The organism is Clostridium lentum (assembly GCF_014287815.1).
GTDB classification, from domain to species: Bacteria; Bacillota; Clostridia; order Clostridiales; family Clostridiaceae; genus Clostridium; species Clostridium lentum.
Genome location: NZ_JACOOQ010000011.1, coordinates 66,569 through 80,668, shown reverse-complemented (window position 1 = coordinate 80,668; position 14,100 = coordinate 66,569). Strand labels below are relative to the sequence as shown.

Annotated in this window: 14 protein-coding genes and 2 tRNA genes; 5 read left to right on the top strand and 11 right to left on the bottom strand. The window is 27.9% G+C overall.

All coding sequences use genetic code 11. From position 1 onward, the window contains the following. Window positions 1–31: 31 nt before the first annotated feature. The 4 genes from H8R92_RS07875 to H8R92_RS07860 all read right to left on the bottom strand — a co-directional run bounded on the left by H8R92_RS07875 (window position 32) and on the right by H8R92_RS07860 (window position 3,940). Window positions 32–451 (bottom strand): CBS domain-containing protein, encoded by a 420-nt coding sequence (locus H8R92_RS07875; protein WP_022211833.1) that lies wholly within the window; start codon window positions 449–451, stop codon window positions 32–34. 101 nt (window positions 452–552) lie between these two features. Continuing rightward, the gene (locus H8R92_RS07870) at window positions 553–1,461 is read right to left on the bottom strand and encodes an exonuclease domain-containing protein (protein WP_186835142.1); all 909 of its coding nucleotides are present in this window, start codon (window positions 1,459–1,461) and stop codon (window positions 553–555) included. Between the two features lie 69 nt (window positions 1,462–1,530). Then, window positions 1,531–3,330, bottom strand: a complete 1,800-nt coding sequence (locus H8R92_RS07865; protein WP_186835141.1) for a MutS-related protein — start codon at window positions 3,328–3,330, stop codon at window positions 1,531–1,533. A 424-nt stretch (window positions 3,331–3,754) separates the two neighbouring features. Continuing rightward, entirely contained in the window at window positions 3,755–3,940 is a 186-nt protein-coding gene (locus H8R92_RS07860) for an alpha/beta-type small acid-soluble spore protein (protein WP_022168533.1), read from the bottom strand. A 199-nt stretch (window positions 3,941–4,139) separates the two neighbouring features. Here H8R92_RS07860 and H8R92_RS07855 point away from each other — a divergent pair, with 199 nt between their 5' ends. Continuing rightward, the gene (locus H8R92_RS07855; protein WP_186835140.1) at window positions 4,140–4,976 is read left to right on the top strand and encodes a phosphatase domain-containing putative toxin; all 837 of its coding nucleotides are present in this window, start codon (window positions 4,140–4,142) and stop codon (window positions 4,974–4,976) included. A 37-nt stretch (window positions 4,977–5,013) separates the two neighbouring features. Here the strand turns inward: H8R92_RS07855 and licT are convergent, their stop codons facing one another. The 6 genes from licT to H8R92_RS07825 form a co-directional block, all read right to left on the bottom strand. Further along, window positions 5,014–5,862, bottom strand: a complete 849-nt coding sequence (gene licT / locus H8R92_RS07850; protein WP_186835139.1) for a BglG family transcription antiterminator LicT — start codon at window positions 5,860–5,862, stop codon at window positions 5,014–5,016. A 125-nt stretch (window positions 5,863–5,987) separates the two neighbouring features. After that, complete coding sequence (locus H8R92_RS07845) at window positions 5,988–6,902, bottom strand: sensor histidine kinase (protein WP_243166632.1); 915 nt, start codon at window positions 6,900–6,902, stop codon at window positions 5,988–5,990. Window positions 6,903–7,040: 138 nt separating this feature from the next. After that, window positions 7,041–7,115 (bottom strand) — tRNA-Trp (locus tag H8R92_RS07840). A gap of 239 nt (window positions 7,116–7,354) precedes the next feature. Continuing rightward, window positions 7,355–9,529, bottom strand: coding sequence for a DNA helicase RecQ (recQ, locus tag H8R92_RS07835; protein WP_186835151.1), 2,175 nt, complete (start codon window positions 9,527–9,529; stop codon window positions 7,355–7,357). Between the two features lie 190 nt (window positions 9,530–9,719). Next, on the bottom strand, window positions 9,720–10,829 hold the full coding sequence (locus H8R92_RS07830; RefSeq protein ID WP_186835138.1) for a LysM peptidoglycan-binding domain-containing protein: 1,110 nt from the start codon (window positions 10,827–10,829) through the stop codon (window positions 9,720–9,722). 155 nt (window positions 10,830–10,984) lie between these two features. After that, window positions 10,985–11,059 (bottom strand) — tRNA-Trp (locus H8R92_RS07825). Window positions 11,060–11,220: 161 nt separating this feature from the next. Between H8R92_RS07825 and tsaE the strand changes: the two genes are divergently transcribed. The 4 genes from tsaE (at window position 11,221) to H8R92_RS07805 (ending at window position 13,390) form a co-directional block, all read left to right on the top strand. Then, a complete protein-coding gene (gene tsaE, locus H8R92_RS07820) occupies window positions 11,221–11,682 on the top strand; it encodes a tRNA (adenosine(37)-N6)-threonylcarbamoyltransferase complex ATPase subunit type 1 TsaE (protein WP_022211840.1) in 462 nt (153 codons plus the stop codon). After that, the gene (gene tsaB, locus H8R92_RS07815) at window positions 11,679–12,395 is read left to right on the top strand and encodes a tRNA (adenosine(37)-N6)-threonylcarbamoyltransferase complex dimerization subunit type 1 TsaB (protein WP_186835137.1); all 717 of its coding nucleotides are present in this window, start codon (window positions 11,679–11,681) and stop codon (window positions 12,393–12,395) included. The genes tsaE and tsaB overlap by 4 nt, the downstream gene beginning before the upstream one ends. Then, window positions 12,379–12,831, top strand: a complete 453-nt coding sequence (gene rimI, locus H8R92_RS07810) for a ribosomal protein S18-alanine N-acetyltransferase (protein WP_022211842.1) — start codon at window positions 12,379–12,381, stop codon at window positions 12,829–12,831. The genes tsaB and rimI overlap by 17 nt, the downstream gene beginning before the upstream one ends. A gap of 85 nt (window positions 12,832–12,916) precedes the next feature. Beyond that, entirely contained in the window at window positions 12,917–13,390 is a 474-nt protein-coding gene (locus H8R92_RS07805) for a hypothetical protein (protein WP_186835136.1), read from the top strand. A 91-nt stretch (window positions 13,391–13,481) separates the two neighbouring features. Here H8R92_RS07805 and H8R92_RS07800 read toward each other — a convergent pair whose 3' ends face one another. Further along, the gene (locus H8R92_RS07800) at window positions 13,482–14,054 is read right to left on the bottom strand and encodes an ECF transporter S component (protein ID WP_186835135.1); all 573 of its coding nucleotides are present in this window, start codon (window positions 14,052–14,054) and stop codon (window positions 13,482–13,484) included. Window positions 14,055–14,100 lie beyond the last annotated feature (46 nt).

Below are 14,100 nucleotides of genomic sequence, written 5' to 3'. Positions count from 1 at the left end.
CTCACTTCCTTAATAAACTTTTGTATTTTATCTAATTAATTTTTGAACTTTTTCTAATCAAGTTATAGCAATAATTAATAATATCGCTTCTTTTTATTATACCTATAAAAATTCCTTCATCATCTACCACTGGCACAAAATTTTGAGTAGTTGCTAGATTTATGATACTTTCTACATCTGCATTTATTGAAACAGACTTATGTTTTATTTTTCTTGGTATATCACTTACTTTTACACATTCAGTATTTCTAAATGTTAATTCAGGAGTATTTTTAAGTTTCCATAATAAATCTCCTTCTGTTAATGTACCTACGTACTTTCCACTTTTATCAATAAGTGGAATAGCTGTATATCCATGATGCTCCATCTTCTCAATTACTTGTCTCATAGTTACATCTAGATATTCATAAATTACCTCATTCTTTGGTGTCAAAAGAAATGCAATATTCATATTTCTTACCTTTCCCTCAAATATTCAATTAATACCTTAAGACATTATTTTTCTATACATAGCAATTATATAATTTTATTATAAAACTTTCAAATGTAAATCTATACACTTGCATTTTTCTTAATAAGTCTATTTTCATATTTTAGAAATTCAATCTCATCAATAATACTGTATACTTCCCTATAGATCATTTCTCCACTTAAACTCTTCTTTACAATAACCTCTTCTAAAATCCTGCTATTACATTTGGAGCATGTCCCAATAGCGACAAATCTCCATCCTAAATTAGTAAAATTATAATCTAACTCAATATTTCTTTTACATCTAGGACAAACTGGATTAATCTTAGAATAATCCAGTTTGAAGTTTTGAAGAGATTTTATCTCCAGTGCTGGCATATCAAATATATCCTTAACAATAAATTGTTTTACTGCTCTGGCATTATATATATTCTTAAAGACGCTTAATGTATATATAGAATCATTCAAAGCATCATGAAGCTTGCTTTCATCAACTTTTATCTTTAATTGCTGAAGAGCATTTTTTAAACTAAGAATATTTTTTTTACCTAATATCTTTGTTGTATATTCCTGAATATCAAGATATCTTTCTATCCAGCTTAAATCACTATATCCATGATGATTTGCATTCCTTATTATTTCTGCAATATCATCCTTTGCCCATGAGCATATGACATCTCCTTTACCTACCATCTTCTTAAGCATATCAAGCCCTTCATTAAAACTTACTCCATTTTCTAGCTCTTCTTTCTTTATATTGGTAATACTTAGTATTTTAGGATTGACTACAGGTATTACTGATGGCTTAATATATACTTTCAAATGCTCTAAAGGCTTCATATATATATCAACTTTAATTGCTCCAATTTCAATTATTTCATTAATTAAATCTAATTCTTTTAAATTTGGCATATCTTTATATATATTTGGATAATATTTATGTATTTCACTTAAATTATTAAATTCCAAATCAATTATAATAAAAGCCACTGCTCTTCCCCCCCATATATTAACCCTTTATATTGCTTTCTTAATTATACTTCAAGTTTTACTTTTTTTCTAATTTTCTACAATTTCTATTCCTGCAAGCTTCATTAAATATTTTGCATTTTGAGTCATACTTCTTCCATTTCTTAGTTTATAATCAAATTTAATCTTATCATCTATATAGTATTCTTGGAAATTAAAATTAATAAGCCAATTGTGTATGTTTTCTAAATCACATAACTCAAAGTCATGAGTTGAAACAAGTCCAATACCACCACTTTTCACCAATTGCTCAATCAATATTTTAGCTCCATCATGTCTATCTTTCGAATTTGTTCCTTTAAATATTTCATCTAAAAGAAAAAATACCTTTTCCCCACTTCTGGCAGCCTCTATCACTAATTTAATCCTCAATATTTCTGCATAAAATGAAGATATACTTTCTTCTAGATTATCTTGTGTTCTCATACATGTATATATACTAAAAATCCCACTATTCAACTTTTCAGCTCTCACAGGACTACCTATATATCCTAAAACCATATTAAAACCTATAGTTCTTAGGAAAGTACTCTTACCAGACATATTTGATCCTGTTATAAGAGCAGCTTTTTTGCCATGATGTAAAGCAAAATCATTACTTTCAGCTTTTTCTCCTAATAAAGGATGAGCAATCCCCCTACATTCAATGCTTCTTTCTTCAGTAAAGTCTGGATATGACCACTTTGGATTATCAAATGCTATATTAGAAATACTAATTAGAGCTTCAAACTCAGCTATAGTTTTAATCCATGTTCTAATCTTAAACCCATTTTTTCTTCTCCATTTTTCAAGATTATATAGAACAAATATATCACTTAGCATAAACACATTTAAAAGTAGATAATATGCATTAGCATTACTATCTCCTATCCAATTAACAATATTTTTAAGCTTATTAATTTCCACCATGCAGTTTTCTCCACTATTTATAAGCTTTTCTTTTAATTTAACAAGTTTTCTTGTAGAAAACTCTTCACTACTTAATATTCTTAATATCTTTTCATATTGAATAATGGCATTTTTATTTTCCAAGATAATATTTATACTATCACTTAAATTCTTCGTTAATAGCTTTACCACAAGATAATTAACAAATAAATCTAAAATTAAATAATTTACAGGTACCCTTCCAGCAGCTGTAAGATATAAAAACAGCAAGGTAATAGTGATAAATAAATATGGTACATATCTTACTGTAAAACTTATCTTTTCCTCCTTTTCCATCCAAGCTAAAAACTTATCCACTGAATGCTTATCTTTTTTTCCTTTATTAAAGGATATATAAATATTTTCACAAAACTCTCTCTTTCCACTAAGTTCCTTAATAGCTTCTTGTCTATCCTTTATTATTTGCTTATTAGGCAATGACTTAAGAGATAATATTTCAGCTAATTTTTTTCTACCAAGGGGACTTTTAGTTGTATTTATCCATTGAAATAAAGAGTTCTTACCAAATATATCTAAGTCACCACTAAAATTATGGCTGTTATTTAAAAACTCTTCTCCTTTATCCTCAAATTCCTTCCACTCTCCATTTATCCTTTTTAACCCCTTTTCATTGTATTCTAACTTCAATAAGTACTGTTCTTTTTCATTTATCTTATTATTATGGAATATAGCTGTTAAAATAAAAATTAACAATGTAGCTAAAAATGAAGCACATAAATAAATAAACTTATCAGCTTTATATAGATAGTACATTACTGCTATGCCCACAATTACTATTATTAATCTTAGCACTGCAAAAGTTAATATTATTCTTTCTAATTCTCCTAAATTTTTATTAATTTTATTAATATTACTTTCATAATACTCTTTTGGATTTTCCATATCTCTACCTCATACTTATTTTTAAATTTCATTTATAAATGAATTTTTTAACTTTATAATCAATTGTATCATAAGAGAGAATATATCATAAAAGAAATTTTTTTAAAACATTACTACTTATGAAGATAAAAAAAATAGAATATTATAAAACATATGAAGTTAAAGAATGTCTTAAGATTTTTATTAATGGAAGGTTATGGACAGCAATTTCTTTTTACATATCAGCATAGAAAAAAAATCACTTGAAGACCTTACTATAGACTTTAATTATCTTGAATTATAACAAATCCCTTGATAAAAGAAGAAGATGCATTGCTGCATCTTCCCTTTTGTAATGATAAATCAATTTTTTGGTGGTTCATCCATTTCAGTCTCCATCCTTTCAAGGCATTGACCCTCTCTTGAGATTTCATACCGTTGTGGCTTATCTTAACCCACTTTCATATTGTTCTACCATTCTCTTAACCATTTCACCACCAACGGAACCACATTGTCTTGAAGTTAAATCTCCATTATATTCTTTAAATGGTACTCCTAACTCCATTGCTACTTCGTTCTTGAATGCATTTAACCCTTGCTTTGCTTCTGGAACTAATGCTTTATTTGACATTACAGATTCCTCCTTCGGCTACCGGTCTATATAAACAAAAGTACAAGAAAATTCTTCTTTACGAATTTTTTTACCTCCTGTTTACACTATTATATTGCCCCAGTATCTTTATATTATGCATATAAAAATTTATAAAGAATAATATTTTTTTCCTAACAAAAAATAATACTGTTTATAAATATAATTTAGGAGGTTTAATATGAAAATTAAAACTATAAAATTCTGCAGTCTTTTTCTATATGTTTTACTAATTTTTCAATTAGTATCAGCCTTTCCAATATCCTTTAGCAATAAAAATGAAACTTTAATTGTGAAAGATAGTGATGCAATCACTGGACTTCCAAATCGTTTTAGAGATTTAACTAATTTAAATATTTCAGGTAGTGCACAATTTACACCTTCTCAAATAGAAAATATAAAAAACTCCATAAATAAACCTGATATATGCATAGTTGATTTAAGACAAGAATCTCATGGATTTATAAATGATTTAGCTATCAGCTTCTACAGCATTGGTAAAGATTTAAATAATGGATTTACCACAGAAGAAACCATTTCTACTGAAGATAAATTATTAAATTCCATTAAGCAAAATTCACAAATAAATATATATGATAAACTTGGTAAAGTTTTAACTAATATTACTGTTGATTCTGTTTCCACTGAAAATAATGCAATTAATAAAAATGGGTTAAAATATCAGCGTTTTGCTGTTAAGGATGGTGGAATTCCATCTACTACTGTAATAGATGATTTTGTAGATTTTATTAAAAATAAACCTGAAGGACAACATCTTCATTTCCATTGTGATGCAGGTGAGGGTCGAACTACTACTTTTATGGTATTATATCAAATTATGACTGATAACGGTAATTTATCTTTAGATCAAATTTTATGTTATCAATATAATATGGGTGGAATTACCTTGACTGATGATGTAGATAGAGCTTATTTCCTAAATGCCTTTTATAATTATGTTGAAGAAAATAAAACTGACAACTATAGTATTAAATTTTCTCAATGGATTAAACAATGAAAATACGGAGCTGAAAAAATTCAGCTCCGTATTTTTTTTAATTTTCTCTTGCAGCTAAAACAACTCTATGAATATGCATTGTTAAATATATTATCTCATCTTCATTAACTTCATAATTATAAGTATTTTCTATATATTCTTTTATCTTCAGTGCACATTTATAAGCTTCAGAATAGCTATTTTCAATAATCTTTGCAAAGATTTCATCACTAGTACTCTCATCTTTGCTATTAGTAATAATTCTCTTAGTGAAATATTTTAAATGAGTAAGCAATCTATCATAATTCAAATCATCCTCATTAAATTCTAATTGATAGTTTAATCTGATAATTTGTAAGATTTCCTTTATTATCTTAGTAGAAGTAATTGATTCAGTGGTATTTCTATTATATGCTGCATTAACAAAATGAAGTGCTATAAAGCCTGCTTCATCTTCTGGAAGATCTATTCCTAATCGTTCATTTAAATATTCAACAGCCCATAATGCCACTTTAAATTCTTTTTTATGTATTCTTCTAATTTCATTAAGTAAATCATTTTTTAAACTTATATTATTTTTAAACCTTTTTATAGCAAATGCTATATGATCTGATAATGAAATATATATTTGCTTGTCTAATTCTGTGTCTAATTCTTTAGATGCATAAGAAATTATTTCATCAGCAAGTTCAAAGACACCTTCAGGTATTTGATTGATAAGTTTTTTTATCTTATCACCTAGGGTCTTGTCTTCTACCATAAATCTTTTTTCAATTTTACTTTCGTCAATTTCTTGCCCTATTTTTTTACCAAAGGCTATTCCTTGCCCCATTAGAATTATTTCTTTCCTTGTCTTTGGTTCTATAGATACAACAACATTATTATTTAATACCTTTTCTACTATCATTGATTACCTCATCTTCTACATAAAATATAAAAACCTAAACTAAGCTCATCTTAATTTAGGCATCTATATTATTTTATTATATACTATCATTACATAAAAACGTTGTCAACGTATAAGTAAACCTTTTATTTCAATTGTTTTACAGGTAATAAAATAGAAAATTCACTTCCTTTTCCCAGTTCGCTTTTTACTACTAGGTCTCCTTTATGTAATTCAATTATCTGTTTAGTTAGCATTAAGCCAATTCCGCTTCCACCAAATTCTTCACTTTTCTTATTATAAGCTTGTTCAAATCTATTAAAAATTTCATTTATATCTTTTTCAGATATGCCAATGCCAGAATCTATAATGGATATTTTAACCTTATCGTTTAAATCTGATATCCTAATAATTATCTTTCCCCCTTCCGGAGTAAACTTCATAGCATTTCCAATTAAGTTTATCAAGCATTTTTCAATATCATTTATATCACATTCTATAATTTTTTCTTCAATTTCCGGATCTATAATTAATTCTATTCCTTTAGCTTCAATATATTCCTTCATAGAAAGAGCTAAATCTTCTACAAAGAATACAATTTCATGCTCCATAATATCAATATTATACATCTCTTCTTGGATTTTAGATAGATCAATTATATCATTAATAAGTTTAAGTAGCCTTTTAGAATTTCCTCTTAAGATATCCATATAGTTATTTAATTTATCTTTATCTATATTTTCATTTCTTGAATTTAAATTAGTTATAAGTTGTTCTGTAGATAATATTATATTTAATGGAGTTCTAAGTTCATGAGATAAATTCATAAAGTAATTATTTTTATCGATTTCTTTTGAATCTCTTTGTTCTTTTAAATTATTATTTTTATAACTTAATATAATTATTATACAAGTTATAAGCATTAGCAATGATATAATTGAAATTATATTTGATGTTAACGTGCTTTCTTCTATGATAAAACTATACAAGTTAGTACTTAAAATAATAACCATTAATATACTAAGAATAATCAATAAAAATTGCTCTTTATTTTTCTTCATAATTATCATATACCCCTTTTTTATAAATTATATCAATTTATCTATTATTTTACAACATATACCTTAATTCTACCTTACTAACTAAAACTTTTATATAAATTTACAAAAAAAAAGTTAGTATAAATACTAACTTTTTTGTGGCAGGGGCAGTAGGATTTGAACCCACAACCAATGGTTTTGGAGACCACTACTCTACCGTTGAGCCATACCCCTTCGACAAAAGTTATTTTATCATAGTCCACAATAATATGTCAACAAGTTTTTTCCTACAATAACAAAGTTTTTATTAATGATGAACTTAAATAATGATGAATGATGAGTGATGAATTGTGGAATAAACTCCTTTAAGGGAGTTTAGAAATATATATTTTTTAGAAACTCTATGAGTTTCAACCTTAATTCATCATTCGTAATTCATCATTCATCATTAAATAAATTTCCCTGAAATTTATTTAAGAGGCTGATTCTTCAATTATCTTTTTAAGAATGATTCCTTTTATAGCATCATAGCTTATATTGCTTGGAACCTCTTCCTTTATTGCCTTAAGTTTATTAAAGCCCACATTCTTAATGACTCCCTTTACTATTTCCTCATCCTGTTCATTAAATATATCACTAAAGTCTATTTTAAAATCTATGCTATTTCCTTCACTTATATATTTTTCAACATGAGAAATAATGGTAGTAAGCGTTAATTCTCTTTCTCCAGCAGTCTTCCTTAAACTACCACATACTCTTAACATCTCCACTGTATTTATATATGATTTTTCTTTAATATTTTTGCTACCCTCTATATTATTTTTCTTTTCTTCTATTGATATATCACTCTTAGCTTTTGATATCCATATATGATTTATATTATTACTATTTAAATAATTCATTATCTTTTCAATAAATTGCTGACCATACTTATCATATTTTCTTTCACCTACACCACTAACCTCTAACATCTGTTCTTTATCTACAGGCATTCTTGAACTTAATTCTTTTAGTGTACTGTCTCCAAATACCATATATGGTGGCACCTTTTCACCAACTGCAATTTCATGCCTTAGTCTTCTTAATATCTCAAATAATTCATTATCAACTGTAAAACTAGCCTTATTGATTTTATGTTCTCTAATCCACACAGTTCTTTTACCTTTTACTATATCCATAGAATTATTATTTAAGCTAACTACTGGATATTCACCGCCATAATTTAAATATCCTAAAGCGATTAAGGTATTGATAAACTCCGTAAGATTATCCTTTGAATAATCCTTCATTATGCCATAAGTACTAACTTCATTTAATTTTAAATCCAATAATTTTTTATTTTTTGAACCACGTAAAACATCTACAAGCATGCCAACACCATAACCTCTTTTTACCCTATATACACAAGATATAACCTTTTGAGCATCTATGGTCTTGTCTTCCTTGCTTTGCTCTGTATCACAATTACTACATTTATTGCAGTTCCCTTCATATTCTTCACCAAAATAATTAAGAATATATTTTCTATAACATTCTTGTGTATATATTAGGTTTACCATCGTCTGAAGCTTTGCATATTCCTTTTCTTTTCTAACACTGTTAGAAGTACCTATATCTATAATGTATCTTTGTGTCTGTACATCTGAAGGTGAAAAAAGCATTATACATTCACTTTCCTCACCATCTCTACCAGCTCTTCCTATTTCCTGATAATATCCTTCCAAGCTTTTAGGCATATTATAGTGTATTACATATCTGATATCAGGCTTATCAATTCCCATTCCAAAAGCATTAGTAGCTACCATCACATTGGCCTGATCATAAATAAATCGTTCCTGTGCTACCCTACGCTCTTCATCATTTAATCCTGCATGATATCTTTCACCCTTTATATTATTTGCTATAAGCATTTCATATATAATATCTACATCTTTTCTGGTGGCACAATAAATTATTCCACTGGCACCTTCGCTACTATTTATGTAATCCAAAATATACTGCTTCTTCACTACAGCTTTTTCTATGGTTATTTTTAAATTCTTCCTATCAAATCCAGTGATAAAAATTTTCGGTTCATTAAGCCTTAATAGATTTATAATATCTCTTCTGACTTCCTCAGTGGCAGTAGCTGTAAAAGCTGTTATTATTGGTCTATATACTAACAAATCAATAAACTTACTTATCCTTCTATAACTACTTCTAAAATCATGTCCCCATTGTGATATACAATGTGCTTCATCTACAGCAATTTGTGATATTTTTACCCTTGTTATCAAATTTAAGAATTCTGTTGATTCCAATCTTTCTGGTGCAACATAGAGAATTTTCACCTCATTTTTAATTACATCATTTAATATACTCTTAATTTCGTTCTCACTTAAGGTTGAATTTATATATGCACTTTTAATCCCCATATTTTTAATATTATCAACTTGATCCTTCATTAAAGATATTAAGGGAGAAATTACAATAGTAAATCCATCTAATATAAGGGCAGGCACCTGATAACATATAGATTTTCCGCCACCAGTTGGCATAATTGTTACTACATCTTTTCCCTCTAAAATAGACGTAATAATTTCCTCTTGCCTTTCTCTAAATGAATCATATCCATAATATTCTTTAAGGACTTCTCTTGCTCTATTTATCATCTTATCACTCCTGACTATTCTTTTTTATTTAAAATTATTAACATTCTTTATTTTTCTATTCAAACATTTGTTCGTTTTTATATTATAAGCATTAACATGAATAATACTTGCTAAAGCAATCATATTACTATGTTAATGCAGACTAATTATAAATCATAAACTTTTTTTATTTTCTTCTATAAATTAATTATACATATAAAACTTGTCCTACATATATCAAATTTGCATTGCTTATATTGTTTAATGATACTAAATTTACTACTGTTGTGCCAAACTTTGTTGCTATAGAGCTTAAAGTATCACCTTCCTGTACAATATAAGTTCTACTACTATTTCCTGATGATGGTAACTTTAAAACTTGACCTACATATATCAAATTAGGATCACTTATATTGTTTAATGATACTAAATTTGCTACTGTTGTCCCAAATTTTGTTGCTATTCCGCTTAAGGTATCTCCAGCTTGCACTACATAAGTTATTCCTTGACCTAATCCTGAAGAAGACTTATCTGAAAAATATAAAATTTGCCCTACTGTTATTAAGTTAGGATTAGAAATATTATTCCATCTTACAAGCTGATCTACTGTAACACCAAAATCATTGGCAATGGCACTTAAAGTATCATTACTCTTCACTGTATAAGTTCCATCTAAATTCTTTGTTCTTCCTACTGGTGCTGGAGTTACTCCACCTGTACTTTCTCCGCTGCCTGGAGTTCCAATAAACATTCCATCATAAAAAGTATTTAAATCTACATATGCATTTATTCCAGGAATTATCCCTTGATCTGAATATTGATGTCCTACAAATCCAGTCCAAATACCTCTTAGTGTTGGAGTTGATACATAATAATGAGCAACCCAAAGTCCATAATTTAAAAGATTTATATCTATAAGATTATCTCCAGCAAAATATGCACCTGAATATATTACACAATCTAATCCTAAAACTTGCTTTACCCTATTAATAAATAATAAAACCTGATTATTTATATCAGCCATTGATACTTCAACGTCAATAACAGGTTTTATGGTCATTCTATCTTTATATTTATTTATTACACTACAAAAATAATCAGCTTCTGCTATTCCTTGCCCTCTGAAGAAATGATAAAAACCAACATTAAGCCCTGCATTTAAAGCTCCAGAAGCATGGTTATCAAAATACATATTGGTATATGTGGTACTTTCAGTAGCTTTCACAATACATATTTCAACTCCACTATTTCTTACTGCCGAAAAGTCAATATCGTACCCTTGATAACTAGAAATATCAATTCCTTTATAACTACTCACGTTTTCATCCTCCTTGATTTTTATATAAGAATACTTCTTTCCTCTTATATAATATTTACATAAAGGTGAAAATGTTAAAAAATAAAAATTAATTTTATATAAATATATATTTTTACGCATAAAAAAAACTAGCAAGTATTACTTACTAGTTTTACTGGCAGGGGCAGTAGGATTTGAACCCACAACCAATGGTTTTGGAGACCACTACTCTACCGTTGAGCCATACCCCTAAGTACAAAGTATATTATATAATGAAATATTACAAAAATCAATATTTTTATTCTAATTTATATAATTCTTTTCTTTTTTATATATTTTGGATAGAATATAAGTTAGAGAAATATTAGTTTAATTTATGTAATTAAGCTTTATTGTTGAAAGGAGAGGAAATATGATTTTTTCTGTTAGTAACATAGAAGAAACTACTTCCATAGGTTATGAACTTGGAAAATTACTTAATGCTGGGGATATTATATGTCTAACTGGTGATTTAGGTACTGGTAAAACTCATATAACAAAAGGAATTGCTAAGGGCCTTAGCATTGATGAATACATAACAAGTCCAACATTTACAATAGTTAACGAATACGATTCTGGAAGATTAAAATTAAATCACTTTGATGTTTATAGAGTTTCAGACCCTGATGAAATATATGCCATTGGTTTTGATGATTATATATTTTCAGATGCAGTTTCAATAATTGAATGGGCTAACTATATAGAAGATATTCTACCAAAGGAATATTTACATATTCATATTGAAAAAAATCTTGATAATGGAGAAAATTTCAGAACCATTACATTAACACCATATGGTGAAAGATATAATTACATAAAGGAGTTAAAAGTATGATAGTTTTAAGCATGGACTCTTCATCTTTAGTTACTACAGTTGCACTACTTAAAGATGAACATTTATTAGGTGAATTTACCTTAAACTTCAAAAGAGAACATTCTGTAATCCTTATGGAAAAGATAGAAATGCTACTTAATGATTGCAATATAGATATTAGCGAAGTTGATGGCTTTGTGGTTTCTAAAGGTCCTGGTTCATTTACAGGTCTTAGAATAGGTATGGCTACAGTAAAAGGATTAAGCATGGGTTCAAATAAACCTTATCTAAGTATTTCTAGTTTAGATGCATTAGCTTATTCCCTAATTAATTTTGATGGCATAATCTGTCCTATAATGGATGCATTAAGAGATAGTGTATTCACATGCATGTATAAATCTTCTAATGGAGAACTTTCAAAAATAATTGACTATAGTGCTCTTTCTTTAGATGAACTAGTAGAAATATTGCAAGAAAAAGATAAATCTGTCATCTTTACCGGTGATGGAGTATATAAGTATAAAGAATATTTATTAGAAAAGCTTCCTAACGCTAAGTTTGCCCCTAACCATCTAAGTGTTGTAAAAGCTTCAGCTCTAGGAGAGCTAGGAATGGAACTTTTAAGACAAGGCCAATGCGATGATATAAATTCTTCACCTTTATATCTAAAGAAGCCTCAAGCAGAAAGAGAATTAGAACAAAGGATGAAAATGCAAAATGGCCATATTGTATAAGCCAATGGATTCATCCCATGTACAAGGAGTTTTTGAGTTAAGCAAAAACTCCTTTCATATTCCTTGGAGCTTAGAATCTATAAGTCAAGAGATTACTAATACTCTTGCTAGATATGTTGTTGCTATTGATTCCCATAGTAATAAAGTAATAGGCTTTGCAGGAATGTGGATTATTGCTGGTGAAGGCAATATTACAAACATAGCAGTTGATGTTGATTTTAAGCGTCTTGGCATCGGCTATAATTTATTATCTTCCTTATTTGATATCTGCCAAAAAGAAAATTGTCCAGATATAACTCTTGAAGTAAGAGTATCTAATATTGCTGCACAAAAGCTTTATGCCAAGGCAGGATTTATTAATGAAGGCATAAGAAAAAAATATTATGATGATAATGGCGAAGATGCCATGATTATGTGGAAAAGAAACATTATATAATTTAAATTATATTAATTTTTAATTCATATTACTTCTCTTAAACGTATAGTATAGTTAATAAAGTGTATTAAGTGGAGGTATTTATATGGAAACTAATGCTGGTTCTACTCTTTTACCTGTTATTAAAATTATAAATAATACTACGAAAGAACTTACTAATGTGGTATTATCTTATGAAGGTCTTAATGACTCTTCAATACAAATTAGCAAATTAAATACTAACTCAGAAATTATTACAACCATAAGTACATCATTTGTTAAAGATACTGTGAACCTTATACTAAGCTACGATCATGATAATATTCATGAAGAAAAGATAGTTTATCCTAATTTCACTGCCAATTCATTAATTAAATTGACTTTAGAAATTAGTGATGTAAATGGTGAACATAATATAGTAAGTATCATTGAAAAGGATCCTGTGGATAATCCAATAGAATTAATGAAAACAGAAAAAACAAACACTCATAAATTTATAATAATTGCAGGTATAGCTACTTTAAGTGCTCTTTGTTTATATACTATTCAAAAAATAAAAATTCAAAATGAAAATATTTAATGACAGCTATAATAGTAGCTCACTATGCAAAAAACTTCTTTAGTGCAATAATTTCTATAACTATTTCACCAAAGAAGTTTTTTTATTTTAACTATGCTATATTTCTTTTATCTCCCAATCTTGAATCAACCTTAAATATAGACATTGATAATCTTTTATATAATATAAATGTACCAATACACACAATAAGCGCCTTTATACCATTAAATGGTATAAGCCCAACAAAAACATATTTTGTTAAATCAACTTCTATTCCATAGGCTGGAAGTAAGAAGTATATATTAGCAATAATTCCTACTAATTGCATAACTAATGCACCAACTACCATCCCTGTAATAGCAGATTTCTTACTTTTATTTCTATTGTATAACCATGCCGCTGGCGTTACTAAAGCAACCCCTACTAATATATTGGCAATTTCACCTACTCCAAAAGTTGCGCTTCCTTTAAGTAATAATTTCAAAATAACTTTTAATACTACAATGATTCCACCAATAACTGGTCCATAAGCAAATCCCCCTATTAATGCTGGAACTTCACTAAGATCAATCTTTAGCCACGGAAATATAGGTACAATTGGAAAGTCAAAATACATAAGTACTACTGCAATTGCCACTAATAACGATATTTTTATGCTTTTGTTTAAATCTTTTCTTTTATTCATATATAATCCCCCTTTATCTCTCAGTGGAGGTATAAGTTTTGTTTCA